The organism is Sphingomonas melonis (assembly GCF_013409985.1).
In the GTDB taxonomy this organism is placed as follows: Bacteria; Pseudomonadota; Alphaproteobacteria; order Sphingomonadales; family Sphingomonadaceae; genus Sphingomonas; species Sphingomonas melonis_A.
Genome location: NZ_JACCBY010000004.1, coordinates 15,768 through 40,021, shown reverse-complemented (window position 1 = coordinate 40,021; position 24,254 = coordinate 15,768). Strand labels below are relative to the sequence as shown.

General features: G+C 67.9%; 21 protein-coding genes and 1 pseudogene. 11 read left to right on the top strand and 11 right to left on the bottom strand.

What is annotated here, in order from left to right:
• The first annotated feature begins 201 nt into the window (after window positions 1–201).
• The 4 genes from HD841_RS13735 to HD841_RS13720 all read left to right on the top strand — a co-directional run bounded on the left by HD841_RS13735 (window position 202) and on the right by HD841_RS13720 (window position 5,529).
• Window positions 202–2,604, top strand: a complete 2,403-nt coding sequence (locus HD841_RS13735; RefSeq protein WP_179509470.1) for a TonB-dependent receptor plug domain-containing protein — start codon at window positions 202–204, stop codon at window positions 2,602–2,604.
• The gene (locus tag HD841_RS13730) at window positions 2,604–3,890 is read left to right on the top strand and encodes an aminotransferase class V-fold PLP-dependent enzyme (protein WP_179509469.1); all 1,287 of its coding nucleotides are present in this window, start codon (window positions 2,604–2,606) and stop codon (window positions 3,888–3,890) included. Before HD841_RS13735 ends, HD841_RS13730 begins: the two co-directional genes overlap by 1 nt.
• 76 nt (window positions 3,891–3,966) lie before the next feature.
• Complete coding sequence (locus HD841_RS13725) at window positions 3,967–4,242, top strand: HU family DNA-binding protein (protein WP_179509468.1); 276 nt, start codon at window positions 3,967–3,969, stop codon at window positions 4,240–4,242.
• A 166-nt stretch (window positions 4,243–4,408) separates the two neighbouring features.
• Window positions 4,409–5,529 (top strand): IS3 family transposase gene (locus tag HD841_RS13720; protein WP_179509467.1). Its coding sequence is split into 2 segments (ribosomal slippage): window positions 4,409–4,664 and window positions 4,664–5,529, totalling 1,122 coding nucleotides; the frame shifts between segments, so codons are not numbered across the junction.
• Window positions 5,530–5,744: 215 nt separating this feature from the next.
• Here HD841_RS13720 and HD841_RS13715 read toward each other — a convergent pair.
• The 4 genes from HD841_RS13715 to HD841_RS13700 are packed head-to-tail and all read right to left on the bottom strand — an operon-like array spanning window position 5,745 to window position 11,753.
• The gene (locus HD841_RS13715; RefSeq protein WP_218845563.1) at window positions 5,745–5,978 is read right to left on the bottom strand and encodes a hypothetical protein; all 234 of its coding nucleotides are present in this window, start codon (window positions 5,976–5,978) and stop codon (window positions 5,745–5,747) included.
• 33 nt (window positions 5,979–6,011) lie between these two features.
• Complete coding sequence (locus HD841_RS13710; RefSeq protein WP_179509465.1) at window positions 6,012–9,284, bottom strand: error-prone DNA polymerase; 3,273 nt, start codon at window positions 9,282–9,284, stop codon at window positions 6,012–6,014.
• A complete protein-coding gene (locus tag HD841_RS13705) occupies window positions 9,284–11,074 on the bottom strand; it encodes a Y-family DNA polymerase (RefSeq protein WP_179509464.1) in 1,791 nt (596 codons plus the stop codon). Before HD841_RS13705 ends, HD841_RS13710 begins: the two co-directional genes overlap by 1 nt.
• Window positions 10,992–11,753, bottom strand: a complete 762-nt coding sequence (locus HD841_RS13700; RefSeq protein ID WP_179509463.1) for an ImuA family protein — start codon at window positions 11,751–11,753, stop codon at window positions 10,992–10,994. The genes HD841_RS13705 and HD841_RS13700 overlap by 83 nt, the downstream gene beginning before the upstream one ends.
• Window positions 11,754–11,829: 76 nt before the next feature.
• Between HD841_RS13700 and HD841_RS13695 the strand changes: the two genes are divergently transcribed.
• The 4 genes and pseudogenes from HD841_RS13695 to HD841_RS13680 all read left to right on the top strand — a co-directional run.
• On the top strand, window positions 11,830–12,207 hold the full coding sequence (locus HD841_RS13695) for a hypothetical protein (RefSeq protein WP_179509462.1): 378 nt from the start codon (window positions 11,830–11,832) through the stop codon (window positions 12,205–12,207).
• 12 nt (window positions 12,208–12,219) lie between these two features.
• Window positions 12,220–12,846 carry an SOS response-associated peptidase family protein gene (locus HD841_RS13690; RefSeq protein WP_179509461.1) on the top strand — a complete coding sequence of 209 codons (627 nt, stop codon included), beginning with the start codon at window positions 12,220–12,222 and terminating at the stop codon, window positions 12,844–12,846.
• A gap of 3 nt (window positions 12,847–12,849) precedes the next feature.
• Window positions 12,850–13,830 (top strand): MBL fold metallo-hydrolase, encoded by a 981-nt coding sequence (locus tag HD841_RS13685; protein WP_179509460.1) that lies wholly within the window; start codon window positions 12,850–12,852, stop codon window positions 13,828–13,830.
• Window positions 13,831–13,949: 119 nt separating this feature from the next.
• Window positions 13,950–14,354 (top strand): annotated as a pseudogene (locus HD841_RS13680) (diaminopimelate decarboxylase family protein); the annotation flags it as partial.
• A gap of 198 nt (window positions 14,355–14,552) precedes the next feature.
• Here HD841_RS13680 and HD841_RS13675 read toward each other — a convergent pair.
• Both HD841_RS13675 and HD841_RS13670 read right to left on the bottom strand, forming a co-directional pair.
• Window positions 14,553–14,858 (bottom strand): transferrin-binding protein-like solute binding protein, encoded by a 306-nt coding sequence (locus HD841_RS13675; RefSeq protein ID WP_179509458.1) that lies wholly within the window; start codon window positions 14,856–14,858, stop codon window positions 14,553–14,555.
• A 153-nt stretch (window positions 14,859–15,011) separates the two neighbouring features.
• Entirely contained in the window at window positions 15,012–15,374 is a 363-nt protein-coding gene (locus tag HD841_RS13670; protein WP_179509457.1) for a hypothetical protein, read from the bottom strand.
• Between the two features lie 552 nt (window positions 15,375–15,926).
• Here HD841_RS13670 and HD841_RS13665 point away from each other — a divergent pair.
• Window positions 15,927–16,166: a hypothetical protein gene (locus tag HD841_RS13665; RefSeq protein WP_257015570.1), complete on the top strand. Its 240-nt coding sequence runs from the start codon at window positions 15,927–15,929 to the stop codon at window positions 16,164–16,166.
• A gap of 88 nt (window positions 16,167–16,254) precedes the next feature.
• Here HD841_RS13665 and hemN read toward each other — a convergent pair whose 3' ends face one another.
• From hemN to HD841_RS13645, 4 genes are read right to left on the bottom strand one after another with little or no spacing between them, the layout of a single operon-like run.
• Complete coding sequence (gene hemN, locus HD841_RS13660) at window positions 16,255–17,586, bottom strand: oxygen-independent coproporphyrinogen III oxidase (RefSeq protein ID WP_179509455.1); 1,332 nt, start codon at window positions 17,584–17,586, stop codon at window positions 16,255–16,257.
• On the bottom strand, window positions 17,583–17,684 hold the full coding sequence (gene cydX / locus HD841_RS13655; RefSeq protein WP_179509454.1) for a cytochrome bd-I oxidase subunit CydX: 102 nt from the start codon (window positions 17,682–17,684) through the stop codon (window positions 17,583–17,585). The genes hemN and cydX overlap by 4 nt, the downstream gene beginning before the upstream one ends.
• 12 nt (window positions 17,685–17,696) lie before the next feature.
• Window positions 17,697–18,833 carry a cytochrome d ubiquinol oxidase subunit II gene (gene cydB, locus HD841_RS13650; RefSeq protein ID WP_179509453.1) on the bottom strand — a complete coding sequence of 379 codons (1,137 nt, stop codon included), beginning with the start codon at window positions 18,831–18,833 and terminating at the stop codon, window positions 17,697–17,699.
• A gap of 13 nt (window positions 18,834–18,846) precedes the next feature.
• Entirely contained in the window at window positions 18,847–20,421 is a 1,575-nt protein-coding gene (locus tag HD841_RS13645; RefSeq protein WP_179509452.1) for a cytochrome ubiquinol oxidase subunit I, read from the bottom strand.
• 127 nt (window positions 20,422–20,548) lie between these two features.
• Here HD841_RS13645 and cydD point away from each other — a divergent pair, with 127 nt between their 5' ends.
• Window positions 20,549–22,180 (top strand): thiol reductant ABC exporter subunit CydD, encoded by a 1,632-nt coding sequence (gene cydD / locus HD841_RS13640; protein ID WP_179509451.1) that lies wholly within the window; start codon window positions 20,549–20,551, stop codon window positions 22,178–22,180.
• Entirely contained in the window at window positions 22,177–23,781 is a 1,605-nt protein-coding gene (locus HD841_RS13635; RefSeq protein WP_179509450.1) for an ATP-binding cassette domain-containing protein, read from the top strand. Before cydD ends, HD841_RS13635 begins: the two co-directional genes overlap by 4 nt.
• Window positions 23,782–23,790: 9 nt before the next feature.
• Here the strand turns inward: HD841_RS13635 and HD841_RS13630 are convergent, their stop codons facing one another.
• Window positions 23,791–24,204, bottom strand: a complete 414-nt coding sequence (locus HD841_RS13630; protein ID WP_373563039.1) for a winged helix-turn-helix transcriptional regulator — start codon at window positions 24,202–24,204, stop codon at window positions 23,791–23,793.
• Between the last annotated feature and the right edge of the window lie 50 nt (window positions 24,205–24,254).

Here is a 24,254-nt window from a genome sequence, read left to right as displayed (position 1 = left end):
TTGGACATGAACGAGCGACCGCTTGCGAGTAGCGCTACGCTTGCACTGAACGGCCGATTTTGGGTCAGCCTGATTCGTACGGGACGGGCCGGCAGTCAGGGGTATGACTTAAATCCGCAAGAGCGCCGTCACCGCTGTGCAACGTCGGCGACCTAGGGCGTCGCTCAGAGCCACGAAGGCCTGAACGTCCCTGGGGGAACCATGAAATTATTGAGTGTCAGCGTAGCCAGCGCGCTGCAGCTGCTCGCCTATTCGTCTGCCAACGCCCAGACGCTTGCTCCTCAGCCGGTGGCAGTTCCGTCGGCAGATGAAATGACTGCTGCGGCACCGGACGACACAATCGTCGTGACCGGCACCCGTGATCGCGGCCGCACGCAGTTCGACACCCTTGCACCAGTGGACGTGCTCTCCAGGCAGGCGATCGGATCCACGATCTCCAATGACCTGTCGGACACGCTGGCGCAGTTGCTGCCATCGTTCAATGTACAGCGTCTCCCAGCAGCCGACGGGCAGGCCTTCGTCCGTCCGGCCACGCTTCGCGGTCTCTCCGCGGATCAGACGCTCGTCCTGATCAACGGCAAACGCTACCATCGCTCGGCCTTGCTCGGGACGCGTGGTGCGCAGGCTCCCGATCTCGCTGGCATCCCTCCGTTATCGATCGGGCGTGTCGAAGTGCTGCGCGATGGCGCGTCGGCGCAATACGGCTCCGACGCCATCGCCGGCGTCGTCAACATCGTGCTCGACGCCGAGCCTGGAATGGAGGCGTTCGGCCAGTATTCCCAATACTACCGGGGCGACGGCGACGAGTATCAGACCGGCCTGCGTGGCGGGATCGCCCTGGGTGACGGTGGCAGCCTGGTGTTCACCGGTCAGTACGACCATGCCGAGGCGACCTCGCGGTCGCGTCAGCGGCCAGATGCCATCGCCTTCCAGGCCGCACATCCGCAGCTGACCCTGCCTAACCCCGTTCAACGCTGGGGGCAGCCCGACCAAGAGCGTGTCGAAGGTGCCGTCAACGCCCATTACGATTTCGCCGATGCCCTGACGTTGTATGCATTCGGCACCGTCCAGCAGGGCGAGGGGCTGACGGACTTCAACTGGCGCAACCCCGACGGCACGGCGAGCGTGTATCGCGCGACACAGGCCTTCCCTGGCTTTTCCTTCAACAGCATCTATCCGCTGGGCTTCACGCCCCGGCTCGGCACCACGTTCAGCGACTACCAGTCAGTGACGGGTGCCAAGGGCACCATCGCGGAGCCGTTGACCTACGACCTGAGTGCCTCTTTCGGCCGCAGCCGGATTGAATATACATTGGGTGAAAGTCTCAACGCGTCGCTTGGGCCTGTCAGCCCGACCAGCTTCTACCTGGGGCGGCTGGAGCAGCGAGAGTTCAATCTCAACGCGGACTTCGTCTATCGCCTGCCCGTCGGCACCGCGGAACCGGTCAACGTGGCGTTCGGCGCCGAGCGGCGGGTCGAGACCTACCAAGTGGGGCTCGGCGATCCTGCATCCTACGCGATAGGTCCCGGGGCAGCCTTCGGACTCGCTCCCAGCTCCAACGGCTTTCCCGGCTTCGGCCCGCAGCGGGCGGGCGAGTGGGACCAGGAGAGCTATGCAGGATATCTCGATCTCGAGTGGAAGCCGGTCACTGCGCTGACGCTGGGCGCGGCGGGGCGGTACGAGGACTTCTCGAACTTCGGTGATACCTTCAACTACAAGCTGTCGGCACGTGTCGAGCCGATCACCGGCCTGGCGGCGCGGACCACCTACTCCACCGGCTTCCGCGCTCCCACTCCGGCGCAGCTCAACACCACGTCCACAACGCAGGGCCTCGACACGGTCACGCTGCAGGTCTTCAACCAGGGAAGGCTGTCGCCATCCGATCCTCTGGCGATCGCGCTTGGTGCCAAGGCGCTGAAGCCCGAGACATCGAGAACGGCGACCGCGGGCCTCACATTCCAAACAAGGATCGGGCTCAGCGGCAGCGTCGATCTGTACCAGATCGAGGTCGACGACCGGTTTAGCGAGTCCCGCACCTTCATGGTACCGGCGTCCTTTGCTAATCCGCAGCGCTATACCTCGCTTAGCTATTTCACCAACGACTTCGACACGCGCACGCGCGGTATCGATGCGGTGCTCACTTATGTGCGCCAGATCGGAGCTGGTCGGGCTAACCTGAGCGTTGCCTATAATTACAACCAGACCAAGGTCACGACCGGGGCGAGCGCAGCCATCGGCAACGACGCGCAGCGGCGCATTTTCGAGCAGCGTTTGCCACAGCACAATGGCGTGGCGACCGCCGGCTACGATATCGGCCCTGTCGGGCTGCTGGTACGCGGCCGCTATTACGGCGGCTGGGAGGACTCGACCGGCAACGCGACCGGCACGATCTTCCAGCGCTTCGGCTCGATGACGATGGTGGACGTATCCGCGAGCATCCGGCTCGACGATCACTTCACGCTCCGCGGTGGGGCCGAGAACGTCTTCAACACCTACCCGGACGAAGCCGTTTTCCAGGCGTCCCGCGGTCTCGTCTATTCCCGCAATGCGCCTTACGACACGGACGGCGGCAACTACTACGTCCGGATCGGAATGCGCTTCTGATGCGAGATCTGTGCATTGGACGCCGCGGCATCATGGGAGCGGCCATCGGCTTGCCCGTCGCTCATGTCGCGGCGTCCATGGCCCCGGCTTCGTCGGCATCGTCCGCTACCGATGAAGCCTTCTGGAAGGGCATCGCGGCACAATACGATGTGCCATCCGACGTCATCCAGCTCGAGAACGGCAATTGGGGCACCATGCCACGACCGGTGCTGGCCGAGTATCTGCGTCTCGTGGAACGGGTGAACCGCGACACCAGCTACTATGCAAGGCGCGGCTTGGTCGGAGATCTAATCGCCGGCAAGGCGGATCTTGCGACCGAGTTGAGCGTGCCCGCGGAGGATGTCGCCCTTACCCGCAACGCTACGGAAGCGTTGAAGGCGCTGATCCTCGGATATAACCGTCTGAAGCCGGGGGATGCGGTTCTCTACGCCGACCTTGACTATGACAGCATGCAGGCATGCATGGAGAGCCTTCATGCACGCCGCGGCGTGACGGTGATCAAGATCGCTCTGCCGGAACCCGCCACCAGACAGTCGTTGGTCGCCGCCTACACTGCGGCATTCGATGCTAATCCCAGAATGCGGCTGGTGCTGCTGACCCATCTCAGTCACCGCACCGGCTTGGTGATACCAGTAAGGGAGATTGCTGCGGCCGCTCGCGCCCGCAGCATCGACACCATCGTCGATGCCGCCCACAGCTGGGGTCAGCTCGACTTCGCCCTTCCTGATCTCGACTGTGACTTCATTGGCCTCAACTGCCACAAGTGGCTTGGCAATCCGCTCGGCGTCGGCGCGATGTACGTACGGCGCTCGGCGCTTGATCGCATCGATCCGGATTCGGCCAACGATGCCACGATGCGTGACGGCGTCCAGTCGCGGGTGCACACCGGCACCGTCGATTTCGCCGCCCAGCTGACGTTGCCGGCAGCGCTGAGGTTTCAGCGCTCGATAGGCGCTGGTCGCCGCGCTGCCCGGCTCAACATGTTGCGCGACCGGTGGGTCAGCCGTGTGCGTCGATTACCTCGGGTCGAGGTCCTAACGCCGGATGATGCAGAGCTTCATGGGGGCATCACGTCTTTCCGCCTCCATGGCGTAACCAGCGATGCGGCAAACGCTGCGCTCGCGCGCCAACTGTTCGAGAAGCATCGGATCTTCACCGTTTACCGCAGCGGGGTGATGCGGGGCTCCTGTGTTCGCGTAACACCAGGTCTGTTCAACAGTGCAGAGCAGATGGACGCGCTCGCAGCGGCGATCGAAGACATTGCGAGCAAGCTGTCGAGAGCCTGATCGGGCCATCGGGCAGCAATCGCCATTTCACTTCGAAGCCGCTACGGGCGGCGCGTTATAAGTAGAGAATACCAACGTGAATAATGCCGATCTTGCCGAAACGCTCGTTTCCGACCACGCCATGAGCAAGGCAGACGCCCGCAAGGTTGTCGACGGCCTGCTGGCTGCCATCGTCTTGGCAGCCTCGAAGGGCGACGAGGTTTCGCTCGCCGGATTTGGCAAGTTCAAGGTCAAGGACAGCCCTGCGCGCGAAGGTCGCAACCCTTCGACAGGTGAGACGATCCCGATCGCTGCTTCGAAGAAGCTGACGTTCGTCCCCGCCAAGGCGGTCAAGGACGCACTCAACGGCTAATACGCATGCCGGCTGTCGCAGCGTGCGCAGCCGGCAAACAGTTCCCGATCATGCTGCCGACAGAACGGTCAGCCTGATCAGGCGGCGAGTGGCAATGCGGTGGCGCTTGACGTGCTCCCCGGCAATCATGCCATTGGTAAGTTAGCTCGTCAGATGGAGACGAGCGATGCGGCGAGGCCGATTTACCGAGGATCAGATCATAGGCGTGCTGCGTGAGCACGAGGCTGGCGTGAAGACCGCCGAGCTGTGCCGGAAGCACGGGATCAGCGATGCGACGTTCTACAACTGGAAGGCGAAATACGGCGGAATGACCGTGTCGGAGGCGGCGCGGTTGCGCACGCTGGAGGACGAGAACCGGCGACTGAAGAAGCTTCTGGCGGAGTCGATGCTGGACGTGTCGGCGCTGAAGGATCTGCTCGGAAAAAACTGACCCGGTCTGTGGATCGCTACGCTGCGGTGGAGAAGCTGATGACCGACCACGGCTTCTCCGAGCGTCGCGCCTGCAGGCTGGTCGGGGTCAACCGGTCGGCGTGGCAATATGAGCCGCTTCGCGGAAAGGACGATGCTGTCCGCGAGCGGATGCGCGAGATCGCCAACGAGCGTCGCCGGTTCGGCTATCGCCGGCTGGCGATCCTGCTCAGGCGCGAAGGCAAGGGCATGAACCTGAAGAAGGTGTACCGGCTGTATCGCGAGGAGCGGCTGACGGTGCGCAAGCGTGGCGGCCGGAAACGGGCGTTGGGCACGCGGGCGCCTATGGCAATCCCGCAGGGACCCAACCAGCGCTGGTCGCTCGACTTCGTATCGGATGCATTGGCCTGCGGCCGGCGGTTCCGCGTGCTCAACGTCATCGACGACTACAGCCGGGAATGCCTGGCGTGCATCGTCGACACCTCGTTGTCAGGCCGGCGTGTCGTCCGCGAACTCACCACAATTGCGGAGCGTCGCGGGCTGCCGTGCATGGTCGTCAGCGACAATGGCACCGAACTGACCAGTCATGCCGTGCTCGCCTGGTGTCAGGACACTGGCGTCGAGTGGCATTACATTGCGCCCGGGAAGCCGCAGCAGAACGGCTTTGTGGAATCGTTCAATGGTCGCTTGCGCGACGAGTGCCTGAACGAGCACCTGTTCCCCTCGCTGGCTGTGGCGAGGCGGATCATCGAGGCATGGCGGACGGACTACAACACCGTGCGTCCGCACAGCAGCCTCGGCGGCATGGCACCCGCCGAGTTCACCAACCGCCCCCGCCAGGGGCTTGAAGACACCGAAGCTAACTTATCAGCGGCCTGAAAACGGGGAGCACGTCACTTCCTCGGAACCGTCGACTTGGACGACACGGCTCGCCGTGGTTTCGCCTTCGCAAACTGGGAACGTCTGACGGGGGCCAAAGCGGGCTAGGCTCGGTTCTAGGGCCGTTGGCCGTGAGATCGCGGCCCCCGGATCGCTCGTTGAACAAACGGCCGCTTTGAAAAGCCACCCGTTCGCTTTGGATATCCACAAGCGGGTCAAAACAAGCGACAGACGCCTTCGACCTGCCGAACTATGCCATTCAGTGCGGCGGTGCAGCCCTGCGCCCGCCCGATATCATGATCCGTCCCAGCGGAGTTCCAGAACATGTCGAGCGGCCAGCGTTCGGGGCAATGCGCGACGAGACAGCGCAGCGCGAGCCGCACCTCGATCGTGTCGACTTTCCCCTTGTCCGACCGCGCAGCGGCGGCGCGGAGGATATGGAGCGACAAGTCGATGATGATCCGCTGATGGCGCGACACCGATCAGTGGAAGTCGCGCGACTTCACCCGCACGACATCTTCCGGATTCATGCCCGTGCTATGCGGCGGCCAGTAGCTGTCGCGTGGACCGGGCTTCCAGCCGGCATCACCCCGGTCAGGCGAGCCGCCGTGCCGCGCCCCGTCACCACGCCCGGTCGCGTGAGGGAAGTCCATCTGGCCGACCTGCGCGAGCAGCGGTCCATGGTCGATGATCCGGTCGCAGATGACGTGGATCACCTGTCCCTCCTTCTGCACGCGCCCTTTCATCCCGATCATCGCCGCCGACATCACCGTACGGCGCTGGGCCTCGAAGCGGTCGGGCCACAGGATGCCGTTGGCGATCCCGGTCTCATCCTCGATGGTGATGAACAGCACGCCCTTGGCCGATCCCGGCTTCTGCCGGACGAGGATGATCCCGGCCACCTCGACGTGACGGCCATCCTTGATGTTCGCGAGATCGGCGCAGCGGGTGATGCCACGCCGGGTCAGATCCTGCCGCAGGAAGGCCAGCGGGTGCGCCCGCAGCGACAACTGCAGGGCGCGGTAATCCTCAACGACCTCGCGGCCATCGGACAGGGGCCGCAGGCTGACGTCCGGCTCCAGTCCTTCCGGACTGAACAGCGACTCGCGCGCCTCGGCGGCGGCAAAGAGGGGCAAGGGCGCATCGCCGAGTCCCTTCACCTTCCACAGGCCCTGCCGCCGGTTTTCGCCCAGCGCATGAAACGCGTCCGCCTCAGCCAGCCGTTCGATAGCGGCACGCGGCACGCCGGCACGGCGCCAGACCTCTTCGACGGAGCCGAACGGCATCTGCCCGCGCGCGGTAACGATCGCCGCGCCATGCGCGTTGGCAAGGCCGCGGACCTGTCGCAGCCCGAGGCGCACGGCGAGATAGCGGCCGCGGCCCGGCTCCAGCGTGCAATCCCACCGGCTGGCGTTGATGCAGGCGGGACGCACCTCGACGCCGTGGTCGCGGGCATCACGAACGACCTGTGCCGGCGCATAGAAGCCCATCGGCTGTGCGTTGAGCAGCGCGGCGCAGAACACGTCGGGATGATGGTGCTTCATCCAGCAGCTGGCATAGGCGATCTTGGCGAAGCTGGCGGCGTGGCTCTCGGGGAAGCCATAGCTGCCGAACCCCTCGATCTGCTTGAACGTGCGTTCGGCGAAGTCGCGAGGGTAGCCGCGCTCGACCATGCCGCCGACCAGCTTGTCGAAGAAGTGGCTGACCCCGCCGGTGAACTTGAACGTCGCCATCGCGCGGCGGAGCTGGTCCGCCTCGGCGGGCGTAAAGCCTGCCCCGGCGATCGCGACCTTCATCGCCTGCTCCTGAAACAGCGGCACGCCGAGCGTCTTCTCGAGCACTGCACGCAGCTCGGGCCGCGGATAGTCCGGCTTCTCGCGCCCTTCACGGCGGCGCAGATAGGGGTGGACCATGTCGCCCTGGATCGGCCCCGGCCGCACGATCGCCACCTCGATGACGAGATCGTAGAAGCGGGCCGGCTTCATCCGCGGCAGCATGCTCATCTGCGCACGGGACTCGATCTGGAAGGTGCCGAGCGTGTCGGCCTTCTGGATCATCGCATAGACGTCGGGATCGTCGTCCTGCAGGTCGGCCATGCCGACGCGGATACCCTTGGCCTCCTCCAGCATGTTGAAGGCGCGGTTCATGCAGCCGAGCATGCCGAGGCCGAGCACGTCGACCTTCATGAACTTCAGCGCGTCGATGTCGTCCTTGTCCCATTCGATCACCTGCCGGTCGACCATTGCGGCGGGCTCGATGGGGACGAGGTCATCGAGCCGGTCATGCGTCAGCACGAAGCCGCCGGGATGCTGCGAAAGGTGGCGCGGCGTGCCGATCAACTTGCGGGCGAGATCGAGCGCCAGCCTCAGCCGGCGATCCTCCATATTAAGGTTGAGCTGCTGGACCTGCTTCTCGCCGACGCCTTCTTGGCTCCAACCCCACACCAGCCCGGCGAGCGCCTTGGTGAGATCCTCGGGCAACCCAAGCGCCTTGCCCACCTCGCGGACGGCGCCACGCGCGCGATAGCGGGTGACGACCGCGGTCAATGCGGCATGGGTGCGACCATAGGTCTCATAGATCCACTGGATGATCTCCTCGCGCCGCTCATGCTCGAAGTCGACGTCGATGTCGGGCGGCTCGCGGCGTTCGCCTGAAATGAACCGCTCGAACAACAGCTCGTGCTTGATCGGGTCGATCGAGGTGATGCCGAGCATGAAGCAGACGCAGCTGTTTGCCGCCGAGCCGCGGCCCTGGCACAGGATGCCGCGGCGTCGGCTTTCCGCGACGATGCTGTTCACGGTCAGGAAGTAGGGCGCATAGGCGAGTTCGGCGATCAGCCGCAGTTCGTGATCGATCTGCGTCCGGTATTGCGCGGGCACGCCGTCGGGGAACCGGCGTTCCACGGCGGCCTCGGTAAGCTGTTCGAGCGCCTGCTGCGCGGTCAGCCCGTCGACGACGCGCTCGTCGGGATATTGGTAGCTCAACTCGCCAAGGTCGAAGGTGCAGCGGCGCGCGATCTCGGCGGTGGCGCGGATCGCGTCGGGGAAGGCGGCGAAGCGACGCTCCATCTCTCCCGGTGATTTGAGGTGCCGGTCGGCGTGGCGTTCGCGACGATAGCCGAGCGTATCGACGGTGCATTTTTCGCGGATCGCGGTGACGACGTCCTGCAACAGCCGTGCGTCAGGCGCATGATAGAGGATGTCGCCGACCGCTACGGTTGCGACCCGTGCGTCGGTCGCCTGCCGGGCGAGATCGTGCAGGCGTATCGCATCGTCGGGCCGCCGCCGGAAGGTGAGCGCACAATAGCCACGGTCCCCGAACACCTCGTGCAGATCGCCGAGATCGCTGCGGGTGGCGTCACCGGGCAGATCGGGAAGCAGGATGGCGATCAGCCCCGCGTTCCAGGTGACGACGTCCTCCCACGCCAGCGCGCAGCCGCCCTTGCCCGCGCGCGACTTGCCGAGCGTGAGCAGACGGGTGAGGCGTGACCAGGCGGGCTTGTCGGTCGGGTAGAGCAGCAGCATGCGCCCGTCGTCGAGCCGCACCCGTGCGCCTGCGATCATCCGCACGCCGGTCGCCTTCTGCGCCTCCCAGCCGCGGACCAGCCCGGCGACGCTGCCGAGATCGGTCAGCCCGAGCGCGGCATGACCGAGCAGCGCGGCAGCCGCAAACAGCTCGTCCGGGCTGGAGGCACCGCGCAGGAACGAGAAGTGGCTGGTGACCTGGAGTTCGACATAGGTCGTCTGGGTCGTCATCAGCCGAACAGCCCATGCAAATACCAGCTGAGGTCGCCGGTCGCGCCATCGACGCCATCGCCGCGGCGGAACAGCCAGAAGCGCGCGCCGGTATCGTCCTCGACGCGGAAATAGTCGCGCACCGCCCATAGCTCGCCGTCGCGCCGCCACCATTCGCCGTGGATGCGCTCGGGCCCGTCACTGGCAACGACGGCATGGACCCGGCCACGCCAGGTGAAGCGGCGGGGCGGCGCGTCCGGCAGCAAGGCCAGCACGCCGATAAGCGGCTCGGGCCGATTGAGGAGCCGCACCGGCCGCCGCCACGCCGGCCAGCCCGTCGGGGCAGCGAGCGGCGCGGTGCGGCGGACAGCGCGTTCGGGCACGTCGCTCTCTACCGGTGCGGCGGTGAACAGCGCGGCCTCGCCGACGCGGCCGCCGATCTGGTCGACCAATGTCGCTACATCCGGCGGCGCATCGTCGCCGGCGAGGCTGGCAGCGAGCGCGGTCGCGCCGAGCGGATCGGTGCGGGTGGCGGCGAGCCGCATCGTCTCGATGCCGTCGCCCGGATCGATCGTCTCGATCCTTAGGTGGAAGAGGCGGGCGAGATGGGCCGCGTCGCGCGTCGGTCGCGACGTACCGATGGCGAGCCGCTGCTCGCTGCCGTCGATCCGCTCGATGACGAGCAGCAACGTGCGGGCGCCGGCGCCGCGCTCCTGCAGCAGCCCGATCATATCGGTGAGAAGATCGCGGATGACCTGTTCGATCGCCTCGGCGGTAACGATCGGCTCGAGCAGGCGGCGACGGGCCAGTGGCGTCTCCTCCGGCACGACCGGCACGATCGGTTCCGCCACCCGACCAAGCGCCTCGTCGAGACGGCGCACGCTGGCGAGCCCCAGCCGGCGCGCGAGGGGCCCGCGCGGCAGCGGCAGCAGATCGGCGATCCGGTCGAGCCCGAACCGCGCCGCGGCGGTCAGCGCCTCGGGCGTCAGGCGAAGCGCCGCGGGCGGCAGTCCGGCGAGCGCCTGCGCCTCGCCGCCGTTCGGGATGGCGCTGATCGCGTCACGCCCGAACCGTGCGAGGGCGTGCGCGGCGCCCGGCGTTCCCGCCACCGCGACGCGTGCGGTATAGCCGAAGCGCCGGCAGAAGCGGACCAGCCGCTGGCAGAAGCGCGCCTCGCCACCATGAAGGTGCGCCGTACCGGTCAGCTCGATCCACAGCCCGTCCGCGCCACTTGCCGCCGCAGTGGGTGTCCAATGCCGCACCGCATGCAGCGCGAGGCTGTCGAGCACAGCGCGATCGGCGGCGGGATCGGCGGCACGCACGTCAAGCTCTGCCACCAGCGCGCGCGCCTGCGTCACCGCCATGCCGGGTATCAGGCCGAGCGAAAGCGCGGCGGGACAGGCGGCGGTGATAACGTGGCGTTGACCGGCCTGCTCGGCGAGGACCAGCGGCACCGCGTGCGCAACCGGCACGGCCACCGGCAACGGGCTGCGCGTGCTTCCTGCCGACACCGGTCGCTTGAACGGATGATCCGCCGCCTCGGAGCGCCGGCCGAGCTCGCGCATCGTCGGCTGCTGGTGGCGCGGCAGTGCCGCAGCCTGCTCTTCGATCGCTGCGCGTGCGCCGTCGTCGCGCGCCCATCGCGCGCCCGGGCGCCAGCCGCCGCCCCGCGGTACCGAGCAGGCACCGGGGTCGTCGTCGATCGGCAGCAATGGCGCAGGCTGCGGTTCAGGCAGCGCGCGCGGTCGCTCTATCCGGCGCAGTCGCTCGATGGCGAGGTGCGGCAGGTAGAGCGAGGCGACCCGTGTCATCGCATGCCTCCAGTTGCAGGGTGAAGGGAGGACCGCCGCGCTGGCGCGCGAGGTCGACGGTCCAGCGTGCCCGGCCGACGCCGGGTGCCGGCAGCCGCTCGGAGGGCGCGCAGGCGATCCGCCAGCGCGTCATCGCCGCCGAGAGATCGGACAGGGGCTCGACGCCCGCCTTGCGCCAGCGGCGCGCGAGCAGCGCCGGGGCGTGGCCGCTCATCGCAGCAAGCTGCAACCGCCGCGTCGCGACCATATCGGCCCGCTTGACCTCGCCGACGACCGCGGCGAGCCCACCGTGGCGCAGGCCGTCTTCCATGACGGCGAGCACTTGTTTGTCGTCGCGTGCCTCGACGAAGAGCAACGTCGCCGGGTCGAGCCCGGCCTGCTCCAGACCGGGGGCGTAGAGGTCGAAGCGGGTCAGCGCCCAGAGCACGCGCTTGCCGGACCGCGCGGCAGCGCGGGCAGCGATGCCGACCGAAAACAGCGTCGCCGCGGCATCGTCGGTGAGCGTCGGCGTCGCCGGCGACACCTCGTGCAGGCCGCCCAGCACGAGTCCGCCCTCGGCGAGTCGCGTGTCGATCGCATCGATGTCGAAGGGCAGAACCGCCAGCTTCGGCCCGCGTACGGCACCCAGCTCCTCGCGCAAGCGAGCCAGGGCATCGTCGGGTTGGGGGTTAGCGGACATGGCTGTTGCGACTCATCTGTTCGCTATATGTTCCAGGATTGTTGACGAAGGGTCAAGGCGTTACGGGAGAGATTCGGTGAACCGAAACGGGATCGACGCGGCCGGGTCCGCAGCTACGACGGGGGCAGCGCGAGCGGACTACGACCATGTCGGGCGTCGCCTGCGCACGCTCGAGCAATGTGCGCTGTACAAGCGGACGTTGCGCCTGACCTGCCCGCGTTGTGGTCATGTCCGGGTGCTGGATGCGGTATGCCTGTGGTGGATGTTCAACCGCCGCGGCTGGGACGATGGTCTGCCCGCCGTCGCGGCGCGCCTGTGCTGCGCCGGCTGCCGTGAGCAGAAAGCAACGGCGCGACCGCGCGTCACGGTCGGTCGCGAACCGCCGACCGGCACGCCGCTGCCCTATCCGGACGAGGCGACGTGGAAGAAGCTTGTCTCGCGCCATCGCTCGTGATCGAAGACGAAGATGTGCAATCTCTATAACTTGAAGGTCGATCCGCGCAGCTATTTCGATGCGCTCGCCGCGGTCGACGACGCGGCCAATGTGCTCGGGATCGAGAAGGACTATGCCGCCCCCGGCAAGCCCGGCTATGTCGTGCGCTACGAAGATGGCCGGCGGGTGCTGAGCACGATGCGCTGGGGGTTTCCGACGCGCAAGCCCCGCAAGCGTGCCCCACGCGAGGGGGAACTGCCGTTCCTCTACGACTGGTGGACCAACGCCCGTAATCTGCACAACAATTTGTGGAAGCCCTGGCTGTTGCGGACCGAGCATCGCTGCCTCGTGCCCTTCACCCGCTTCGCCGAACCCAAGGCTGTCTCCGACCGGCAGGGTCCGGGCGATACCAATTGGTGGTTCACCGTCGAGGACCAGCCGGCGCCGTGCTTCGCCGGTCTGTGGAAGGTCGATGCCGATCACGACCGGGTCTATGCTTTCTGCACGACCGAGCCCAATCCGCTGGTCGCGCCGAAACACCCCAAGGCGATGCCGGTGATCCTGCTCGCCGAGGATCAGGAGCGCTGGCTGACCGCCCCGGTCGAGGAGGCGTTGACTATGCTCACCGCCTATCCCTCGCAGATGATGCGGGTCGCCTGACCGATGGCCCGCAATCGCTACTACGATGGCCCGCCGAGCGATCATTTCGACGGCACCCGCTTCTTCAATCCCGGTCAGGCAAGCACCGATCGCAGCCTCTCCGACATGCTGCGCTGGAAGGCCGGCGGCCGTGCGGCGAAATGGCCCGCCTTGATGCCGATCGTGCCGGCCAAGCCCGAGGCGCGTGTCGACGGGCTGCGCATCACGATGGTCGGCCATGCCTCACTGCTGATTCAGGCGGCAGGCCGCAACATCCTCACCGATCCGGTCTGGTCGGAGCAGGCGAGTCCGTTCCGCCGGGTCGGACCGAAGCGGGTGACGGCGCCGGGCATCGCGTTCGACGACCTGCCGCCGATCGACGTCGTGCTGCTCAGCCACGGCCATTACGATCATCTCGATATCGCGACATTGCAGCGGCTGCACGCGGTCCACGATCCGCTGATGGTGATGCCGCTCGGCAAGGATGCGATCGTGCGGGCGGCTGTACCGGCAGCCCGTTGCGTCACCGGTGACTGGTGGGGCCGGCTAACGCTTGGTGACGGCATCGGGACGATAGTGACGCCTGCCTATCACTGGTCGAACCGCTGGCCGAGCGACACGCGGATGATGCTGTGGGGCGGCCATTATCTGGAGACGCCTGCCGGTGCGATCTGGTTCGTCGGCGACACCGGCTACGGCGATGGTCGCATCTTCGGCGAGGTCCGTGCGCGCCTCGGGGCGCCCGATGTCGCGCTGATCCCGATCGGTGCCTATGCACCGCGCTGGTTCATGGCGGCGCAACACGTCGATCCGGCGGAGGCGGTGCGGATCTTCTCCCATGTCGGTGCAGATCGCGCGCTCGGCATCCACTGGGGGACGTTCCAACTTACCGACGAGGCGCGTGGAGCGGCAGTCGAGGAATTGACCGCGGCACTACAGGTAGCAGGCATTGCGCACGAGCGGTTCGTGGCGGCTGAAGCAGGCGGAGTCTTCCACTTCCACTGAACCACTTGTTTGCTTGTTAAGCGGGTCGATCGCATATTGGCTGATTTCAGTTCATCAGCTGCTCGCGTCCTCTAGATGCTGGCTTCTACCGCCAGACCACAAGCAAGTCGATGCTCCTCGGGCGCGTCATTGCCGGACCGGCGGGCGTGCTGCTCACCAGCGTCATCTGGGTCAAGCCAGGTCCGACCTGTCCATTCGTGATCGTCGATGCCGCCATGAATGATTTGGCCCGACCTGCGCTTTACGATGCCTATCATCGTTTCCATGCAGTCAGTCCAGGGGGTGAGACGATGGTCGCTAATATTGCCGGGCCGGTCTGCGAGACCGGAGACACGTTCGGCATGGCGGAGAGCATCGATCGCATGCGTCGCGGCGATCTGGCGGTTTTTCACACGACCGGAGCATATGGGGCAGCAATGGCGTCGAGCTACAACTGCCGTCCGCTCTCCCCGCAAGTGGTGGTGGATGGGAACAGTTTCGGCATTGTCGGTGACCGCATCCTCCCCGCCGAGATGGCGGCTTGATATAGGCTTTATACTAGGTCGGGGAGCCGGTGCAGCCTACAACGCGGCCCAAAGATCGACATGAACGGATGGCGGGAGTCGGAGGACAAGAAAAGGCTCGCGCATGCCCGGTTCTGGGTCGAAAGGGGCATCGCGACCAGACCGGCACGCTGCGTTCAGCATGGGTCACGCGCCGCGCAGGTGAACGCAGAGTGCTAGCTAGGTCAGGTAGGGATCGCGGAGTCCGATGGCCGCGCCAACAGCGGCCTGCGTCCCGTCATTCGCGACGAAGGTGAGTACCAGTTCATCCGCATTGGGGCCGACAAAGAGGAGGCGGAACTGCCCACTTACCCGACCGGACGTACTGAGACTGGCGTTGGTGAAAGAGCTCATGACAGCGTTACCCGAAATCGAGCCGTCCAGAGGTATGCCGCCGATCCCCCCAACGACGCTCTTGAAGAAGTTCTGACCACCCAGCCCGAGTTGCCCCGAAACTTGGCCCGTTGCAAAGTCGACGCTAATCACATTACCGCTTCCACTCGAGAGAAACCATAAATCCGAGTCGGTCGCGTAATTCCCGGAAGAAAGCATCGCGAATTTTACGATTCCCGTGTGCGGCATCGACGCGACCGGAGTAGGAACGCCATAAGCGAAATAGTTTAATCTTGTTGCACGGGTCTATCCGTTAACGATAGTGTGTTGCCAGCCTGCCGTGCCGCCGTACTTCGCCGTTGTATAGCCGCTGCCCTTGATGCTGGAAGTATATGTAGATTGTTGATACAGGGCGAGGTAATCTTCAACCGCACCTGTCAGCCTTGCGAAGGACACGACTCCGTTGCCGTTTGAAACGGTTGAGTCACCAGACAGCTGACCACTCCCGAACGTGGTGGACGTGAATGCGTCAGAAAGGGAGTAACCAGCGAACGGGCTATAGCTTGCTTGAAACTGCGGCGTGTCGAGCGCGGTGGTTCTGTCAGCCGTCAAACCGCCCGTGATAATTCCATTGGTCTGGCTGACCCCGCCGAGGGTGGTCAGAGACATGGTAGCGGCTAGGAAAGCGCTTCCGGTCGACGGCTTGACCTCGCCCGTGTTCAAGCTCCCCGTCGTCGGCGTGGGGGTCGGGCCCGGGGGCGACGTTGGAGGCGATGCCGACCCGCTGGTGATAGGAGTGCCTGAAGTGCCACCCTCGCCACCACACGCGCTGAGCAGCGCAATCGCTGCCAAAGGCAGCACCCTATACAAGCGCACAGTCAATCCCCTTTCGAGCAAAATAACTGCTCCGCGGCAGCGGTCAATCTCCCGGCCTGGTCCAACCACCCTCGGTCTGCAAACTTGGGCGGCGATATGGGGTGCTAAGACAATCAAGCAGAAGTTTGCTGGTGGGCCGAAGCGGCCATTCTCGCACACGAACGGCGATCAAGACGGCACGGGCATTCCTGAAATTGATGGGGTTTCGAGAATGTCTGGGACCGGGAGGAAAGCGGACGTTGCGGAGCGGTTGGTTGGCGCTACACACCATTTATGTTGTGGAACGTAATAGACAAACGAACGCGGCCTTATCGCTGGCGAGAGGTCAACGCGATCGTAGAGGCTGTGGAGCACGACAACAGTTGTGCTGATGCCGACCAAGCACCAGCAAGTGACCCGTCAATCGCCGTCGACTACGATGCTCTTGAAGCCGTCTCGGTGCAGGAGGCGATAGCATGGGCGAATGGACAGCGATGCCCGGTCACGCTGTATCTCTATGATCTAGGTTGCGGCTTTACGAGCGACGAGCACTTCAACGAAATGGAGAGCCGCTTCCCGGACGGCGACGCCGAACAGGCAGGTTAAGCGTCCGCTACCAGGCGATAGCGGTCGCTTACCCGCTCCCCGATCCGCCCGATCACCGCGGTGCTGCGACGATCGGCCCGGCGGCAGGTCACAGCGCGCTGCCCCGGTTCTGCCAGCGCGGGTCGAAGGCGGCGGCGACGAGGCGGCGATAGGGGCGGGCGGCGGCGGGGACGCTGACCTGCCAGTCGCGGCGATCGACGATGGCGCGCGCCGCGAGCGGCGACAGCGCGCCCATCGCCGCCGCAAACCGGTGCGGATCGGCCCCCGCGCTGGCGCAGAGGACGGCGATATCCGCCTCGCCGTCGCACAGGATGCGTTCGATGATCGCGCCGCGCAACCGGTCCTCGGCATCGCAGCGCACCCCGCGCACTCCCGCGAGTGCGCCCGCCGTCACCGTCTCGCGATAGCGGCCGACATGTTTCTCGTTCTGGACGATCAGCGTGTCGAAGCGGCTGATCGCCGACGCGCCCAGACCGACGACGATCCGCGCCGGATCGTCGGTGAAGCCCTGGAAGTTGCGGTGCAGCCGTCCCGCCGCCGCGGCCACGGCAAGGCTGTCGTCGGGGCGCGCGAAATGGTCAAAGCCGATCGCGCGATAGCCCGCGGCGGTGAACAAAGCGTCGGCCAGCGCGCTCTGGCGGAAGCGCTCGGCGGCGTCGGGCAGGGCCGCGCCGTCGATCATCCGCTGGCGCGGCAGCATCGCCGGATGATGCGCATAGCCGAACATCGCGACCCGCGACGGCGCCAGCGTCAGCGCCGCGGCGATCGTCTCCGACACGTCGGTGCAGCGCTGGTGCGGCAGGCCGTACATCAGATCGAGGTTGATCCGCTCGATCCCCGCGTCGCGCAGCGCCTGCGCGGCGGCAGCGACGCGGTCGAACGGCTGGATGCGGTTGATCGCGCGCTGGATATGCGGCGCGAAGGTCTGCGCACCGATGCTGACGCGGGTGATGCCGGTGGCGGCGAGCGCATCGGCCTGCGCCGCATCGAACCCGCGCGGGTCGATCTCCATTGCCCATTCGGCATCGGCGGCAAGGTCGAAGTCGGCGCGGATCGCCGCGCCGATCGCGAGCAGGTCGGCGGCGGGGAGCACGTTGGGGCTGCCCCCGCCGAAATGCACCGCGGTGACCCGCCCGCGCATCAGCGCGGCGGTGGTCGCGATCTCCGTGCGCAGCGCCTCGCGATACTGGCCCAGCCGCCCCTCGCGCCCGACCGCGCCGGTATTGCACCCGCAATACCAGCAGATCTCGCGACAATAAGGCACATGGACGTAGAGCGAGACGGCGGTGCCGGGATCGACCGCGAACAGCGCGAGTCCCTGCTGCCGGGCGCCGACCGCCGCGGTGAAGTCCGCCGCGGTCGGGTAGCTGGTGTAGCGCGGCACCGGGCGCGCCGCGAGATCGGCGTGGAAGACGGTCATTCCTCGTCTGCCGGCAGGTGGAATTCGTGCCAGATGCCGTTGAGGATGCCGAAGCCGACGGCGAGTCCGAGGCCGAGGATCCAGGAAAAATACCACATGATGCGTGCCTTTCAGTAATAATCGGGGTGGCTGGTGACCGCCTGCGTGGTGACCCGGCCGAACATCACCCGATAGGCCCAGGCGGTGTAGGCGAGGACGATCGGCAGGAAGACGATGGTGACGAACAGCATGATGCCGAGCGTCCGTTCGCTGGACGAGGCGTTCCAGACGGTGAGGCTGGAATGCGCATCGATGCTGGACGGCAGGATGAACGGGAACATCGAGCAGCCGACCGTGGCGATGATCCCCGCCGCCGCCGCGCTCGATCCGCCGAACGCCAGCGCCCCCCGCCGGCCGTAGATGCCGACCAGCGCCAGCACGGTGCCAGCGAAGCCGAGGGCGGGAGCGACCAGCATCCAGGGATGGCGCGCGTAATTGGTGAGCCAGCCGCCCTCGACCGTCCGTGCGTCGGTATGGAGCGGGTTGGAGGGCGCCCCGGTAGCGACGGTGCCGACGATCTCCCAGCCGAGCATATGGGTCATCAGCAGCCCGCCGATCGCGAACAGCAGCAGCGCCAGCATGCCCGCGGCGAAGCCATAAGCGGTGGCGCGGTCGTGGACCGGGCCGTGTTCGACCTTGATCGCCAGCCAGGCCGCGCCGTGCAGCACCAGCATCGCCACCGACAGCAGGCCCGCCAGCAGCGCGAACGGGCTGAACAGCGCCAGGAAGCTGCCGTCGTAGAAGATGCGCAGGTCGCTGTTGAGGCGGAAGGGCGCACCGGTCAGCACGTTGCCGACCGCCACCCCGAAGACCAGCGCGGGGACCAGCCCGCCGACGAACAGCGCCCAGTCCCAGCGGCTGCGCCAAGCCGGGTCGGGCCGTTTCGAGCGGTATTTGAACCCCACCGGGCGCAGGATCAGCGCCGCGAGCACGACGAACATCGCGAGGTAGAAGCCCGAGAAGCTCGCCGCATAGACGAACGGCCAGGCCGCGAAGATCGCGCCGCCGCCGAGGATGAACCACACCTGGTTGCCCTCCCACGTCGCGCCGATCGAGTTGATCACCATCCGCCGTTCCGGGTCGGTCCGGGCGACGAAGGGCAGCAGCGCCGCGACGCCGAGGTCGAAGCCGTCGGTCAGCGCGAAGCCGATCAGCAGCACGCCGAGCAGCGCCCACCAGATCAGGCGCAGCATCTCATAATCGAACATCGTCGCGTCTCCTTCAGGCGGTCAGCGGGCGGGCGGGGATGGGGGCGGCGGCGGCGGCGGGCAGCTGCGCCTCGTCCTCGATCGGGCCGTGGCGGATCGCGGCGAGGATCAGCCGCAGCTCGATCACCGCGAGCGCGCCGTAGATCAGCGTGAAGCCGGCGATCGTGGTCATCACCATCGCCGGGGTCAGGCTGGACGCCGCCAGGAAGGTCGGCAGCACGCCGTCGATCGCCCATGGCTGCCGCCCCAGTTCGGCGACGATCCAGCCGAGCTCGATCGCGATCCACGGCAGCGGGATCGCCGCCACGGCACAGCGCAGGAACCAGCGCACGTCCATGTGCATGCGCAGCGAACACAGGACGAAGGCGGTGGCGAACAGCGCGATCATCGCAAAGCCGATCGCGGCCATGATGCGGAACGCCCAGAACATCAGCGGCACGCTCGGCACCGTGTCCCAGGCGGCGCGCTCGATCTGCTGCGGGGTGGCCGCGGCGGGATTCTCGACGTAGCGCTTGAGCAGCAGCGCATAGCCGAGGTCGCGCTTGTGCGCCTCGAAGGCGGCGCGCGCCGCGGCGTCGCCGGCGTCGGCCTTCAGCCGCTGGACCGCGGCATAGGCGACCTGTCCCGAGGTGATCCGCTCCTGCGCCTGCAGCACCAGTTCGGACATGCCGGTGACGGTGCCGTCGAGGCTGCGCGTCGCGATCAGCCCGAGTACCCAGGGCACCTGCACCTCGTAGCGCGTCTCGTGCGTCGCCATGCTCGGCATGCCGAACAGGGTGAGGCCGGCGGGGGCGGGGGCGGTGTGCCAGGCCGCCTCGATCGCGGCGAGCTTCATCTTCTGGTTGTCGGTCAGCGCATAGCCGCTCTCGTCGCCCAGCACGACGACCGACAGAGACGCGGCGAGGCCGAAGGCGGCGGCGACGGTCATCGAGCGCCGCGCCACCGGGATCCAGCGGCCCTTGAGCAGCCAGAAAGCGGACACGCCGAGCACGACGACGCTGGCGGTGACATAGCCGGCGCTGACCGTGTGGACGAACTTGGCCTGCGCGACGGGATTGAACAGCACCGCGCCGAAATCCGTCACCTCCATCCGCATCGTCGCCGGATTGAAGCTGCTGCCAACCGGATTCTGCATCCAGCCGTTCGCGATCAGGATCCACAGCGCCGACAGATTGGTGCCGAGTGCCACCATGAAGGTGACGATGAGATGGCCGAGCTTCGACAGCCGGTCCCAGCCGAAGAACATCAGGCCGACGAACGTCGCTTCCAGGAAGAAGGCCATCAGACCTTCGATTGCCAGCGGCGCGCCGAAGATGTCGCCGACGTAATGCGAGAAATAGGACCAGTTGGTGCCGAACTGGAATTCCATGGTGAGGCCGGTGGCGACGCCCAGCACGAAATTGATGCCGAAGATCTTGCCCCAGAAGCGGGTCACCTGGCGCCAGACGGCGCGGCCGGTCATCACATAGATCGCCTCCATGATGACGAGCATGAAGCTGAGGCCGAGCGTCAGCGGCACGAACAGAAAGTGATAGAGCGCGGTCAGCGCGAATTGCAGCCGCGACAGGTCGATGACGGACGGGTCCACGGGGCGGGTCTCCTCCCTTGCCCGCGAACCGTCGCGGGGCTGGTCGCTCCATCGCTGCTGGGCGGTCCGGTCGATATGCGGGATTTCCCGTATACGGCGGCGCGGCGGCGGCCTGTATCGGTCCGGCATGTCCACGACCGCCGCGCGCCGCCCCCTCCGCTCCCTGCCCCTGCCGATGCGGTCGGTGCGGGCCGCGGCCATGCTATGGGTCGCCGATGCGGTCGCCGCGATCGGCTTTGCCGGCGGGCTGGCGGGCGCGGTGGTCCATGCCGTACCGCTGGCTGCCGCGCTGCCATGGCTGGCGCTCGCTTTGCTGGCGGGCGCGCTGCGCGGCGGGCTGGCGCTGGCAGTGGCCGATCGCGGCGCGGTCGCGGGCCGCGCCGCGACCGCGGCGGTCCGCCTGCGGGTGATGCGCGCCGGCATGGCGCTGCCCCCCGGCGTGACGGGGTCCGCGACGCTGGCGACCGCCGCGATCGACGCGGTCGACATGCTCGACGGCTATGCGGCACGGTTCCTGCCGGCGCGGCAGGCGGCGGCCATCGCGCCGTTCGTCGTGCTGGCCGCGATCGCCTGGGCCAGCCCGGTGGCGGCGGCGATCCTGGTGGCGACGCTGGTGCCCTTTATCGCGGCGATGATCCTGGCGGGCGGCGCGGCGGCGGACCGGTCGCGCCGCCAGTTCGTCGCGCTGTCGCGGCTCACCGAGACCTTCGCCGACCGGGTCCGCGCGCTGCCCGTCGTCCTCGCCTTCCGCGCCGAGGCGCGGACCGCGGCGGCGATCGGACGCGCGTCGGAGGATCTCGCGGCGCGGACGCTCGCGGTGCTGCGCGTCGCCTTCCTGTCGTCGGGCGCGCTGGAGTTCTTCGCGGCGCTGTCGGTCGCGCTGGTCGCGGTCTATTGCGGCTTCGCGCTGCTCGGCGCGCTGCCCTTTCCCGCGCCGGAGCGGCTCGATCTCGGCCGCGCCTTCTTCGTGCTGGCGCTCGCGCCGGAATTCTACCTGCCGATGCGCCGGCTCGCCGCCGCCTATCACGAGCGCCAGCAGGCGGACACCGCGAGCGAGCGCCTCGCGCCGCTGCTCGTCGCCCCCGCCGTCATCGCGTCACCCCGCCTGATCGCGCCGCCGGCGATCCGCTTCGACGCGGTGACGATCCGCTATCCCGACACCGACCACGCCGCCGTCGCGCGTTTCTCGCTGGCCATCGAAGCCGGCGAGACGATCGCGCTGCTTGGCCCGTCGGGCAGCGGCAAGACGAGCCTGTTGCATGCGCTGCTCGGCCTCGCCCCGGTCTGCGACGGTGTCATCCATGTCGACGGCGTGCCGCTCGCACCGGGCGCGAGCCTCGCGGCGGACGCGGCATGGGCCGGGCAGCAGCCGCTGATCCTTCTCGGTACGATCGCCGATGCGATCGGCCTGGCGGATCCGGCGGCGGACCGCGCGCGGATCGCCACCGTCGCGACCGCCGCCGGGCTCGGACCGATGCTGGCGCGGCGGCCTGGCGGACTGGACGCGCCCGTCGATGCGCGCGGCGGCGGCCTGTCCGGCGGCGAGCGGCGGCGGATCGGCATCGCGCGCGCGCTGCTCAAGGATGCGCCGCTGGTGCTGCTCGACGAACCCACCGCGCATCTCGACGCGGCGGCGGAGGCGGCGATGGTCGCCGCGCTCGCCCGCGCCTGCACCGGCCGCACCGCGATCATCGCCACCCATTCGCCCCGGCTCGCCGCGATCGCCGGCCGGGTCATCCGCCTCGGAGACGGACTGTGACGCACTTCACCACGATCCTCGATGCGGCACTGCGCCGCCAGCGCCGGCCGCTGGCGCAGGCGACGCTGCTCGCCGCGGCGGTCGCGGCGGCGACGGTCCTGCTGCTCGGCCTGTCGGGCTGGTTCCTCGTCGCCGCGGGGCTGGCGGGTCTCGCCGGTCCGGCCGCGGCACTGGCGTTCAACTATATGCTGCCGAGTGCCGCGATCCGGCTGCTGGCGATCGTCCGCACCGGCGCCCGCTACGGCGAGCGGCTGGCGAGCCATGGCGCCGCCTTCGCGGTGCTCGCGCATATCCGTCCGGCGCTCTACCGCGCGATCACCGCGAGCCCGCCCGCCGCGGCGCTGGCGCTGACCAGCGGCGAGGCGACGGCGCGGCTGGTCGGCGATGTCGCAGCGATCGAAATGGCGGTGGCGCGGCGGCCGGCCCGCTGGGGCGCAATCGCCGCGATCGGCAGCGGCGCGGCGCTGGGCCTGATCGCCGGTTGGGGCGTGGCGCTCGCCATCGTACTGCCGGCGCTGGCGATGCTGGTCGCGGGGGAGTGGCTGCTGCGCCGCCTGCGCGCGCCGGGCCGCGCGATCCAGCACCTGCAGGGGGCGTTGCGCGAGACGGTCGCGCTGCATCTCGCCGCCGCCGCCGAACTGCGCTGCTTCGCGATGGAGGAGGGGGTGCTCGCCGCGATCGCGCGCCTCGACGAGGAACTCGCCGCCGCCCGCCGCCGGCAGGCGCGCGTCCTCGGGCTGGTCGAGGCGCTGCTCGCGACGACGCTCGCCATCGCGGCGCTCCTCGCCTTTCTCGCCGCCATGCCCGCCGGCGTCGCGGTCGCCGCGCTGTGCGCGCTGGCTGCGGCAATGACGATCGACGGACTGGCGCCGCTGCTACGTGACCGCGCCGCCGCCGGAGCGACCGAGGCGGCGGTGACACGGCTCGCCGCGCTGTTCCGCCCGGCGCCGGCGGCGGAGGCGCCTGCCGGCCTCTGTCCGGTGCTGCGGCTGCCCGGCCTCGCGCCGCTCCCGCCCGGCGCGCGGGTCGCGATCACCGGCCCCTCGGGCGCGGGCAAGACGACGCTGGTCGAACAGCTGGTCGGCCTGCGCGCTGCGACGCCCGGCAGCGTCCAGCTCGGCGGGCGCGACATTGCGACGCTGCCCGCCACGGTGCTGCGCGATCATGTCGCCTGGTCGCCGCAGGACGCGCAGCTGATCGCCGGCACGGTGCGCGACAATCTGCGCCTTGCCCGGCCCGATGCCGACGAGGCGCTGCTGTGGGAGGCGCTGGCCGACGCCTGCCTCGACGCGTGCGTCCGCGCACTGCCGGCAGGGCTCGACGGCTGGATCGGCGAGGATGGCGTCCGGCTGTCGGGCGGCGAGCGGCGCCGCCTGTCGCTGGCGCGCGCCTATCTCGGCACGGCGCCCTGGCTGCTGCTCGACGAGCCGACCGAGGCGCTCGACGCGGCGACCGAACGCGCGGTGGTCGAGCGGCTCGCCCGGCGGCTGGCGCGCACGGGGCAGGGGCTGGTGGTGGTCACCCACCGCCCGGCGCTGCTCGCGCTGTGCGACCGGCGGCTGACGCTCGCGCCGGGCACGGCGCTGGCGGCCGCGGCCTGACGCGCGCGGCTATTGCCCGTCGAACGCCGCCCGCGCCGCCTCGACGCGCGCCAGATTGTCCTCCGCCCAGATCCAGACGCCGCAGAAGGCCGCGCCGAGGCTCCCGCCAAGGTCAGTCAGCCGGTAGTCGACGCGTGGCGGCACGACGGCATGGACGGTGCGCGTCACCATGCCGTCGCGCTCCATCTGGCGGAGCGTCTGCGTCAGCATCTTCTGGCTGATGCCGCCGACGCGCCGGGACAGCTGGGTGAAGCGCAGCTCGCCATGCTCGGCCAGCACCTCCAGGATGATCATCGTCCATTTGTCGGCGACGCGCCCGATCAGATCGTTGACCAGCGCCTCCACCTTGGGATCGCATCCGTCGGGCGGCGCCGTCTCCGCGATGCGGCGGGTCCTGCGGAGGGTGGCATCATGGAACGGCAGCGCGGACACGGGTCGCTCTCCTTCTGGTAAGTATCGATATTTCCAGTGCC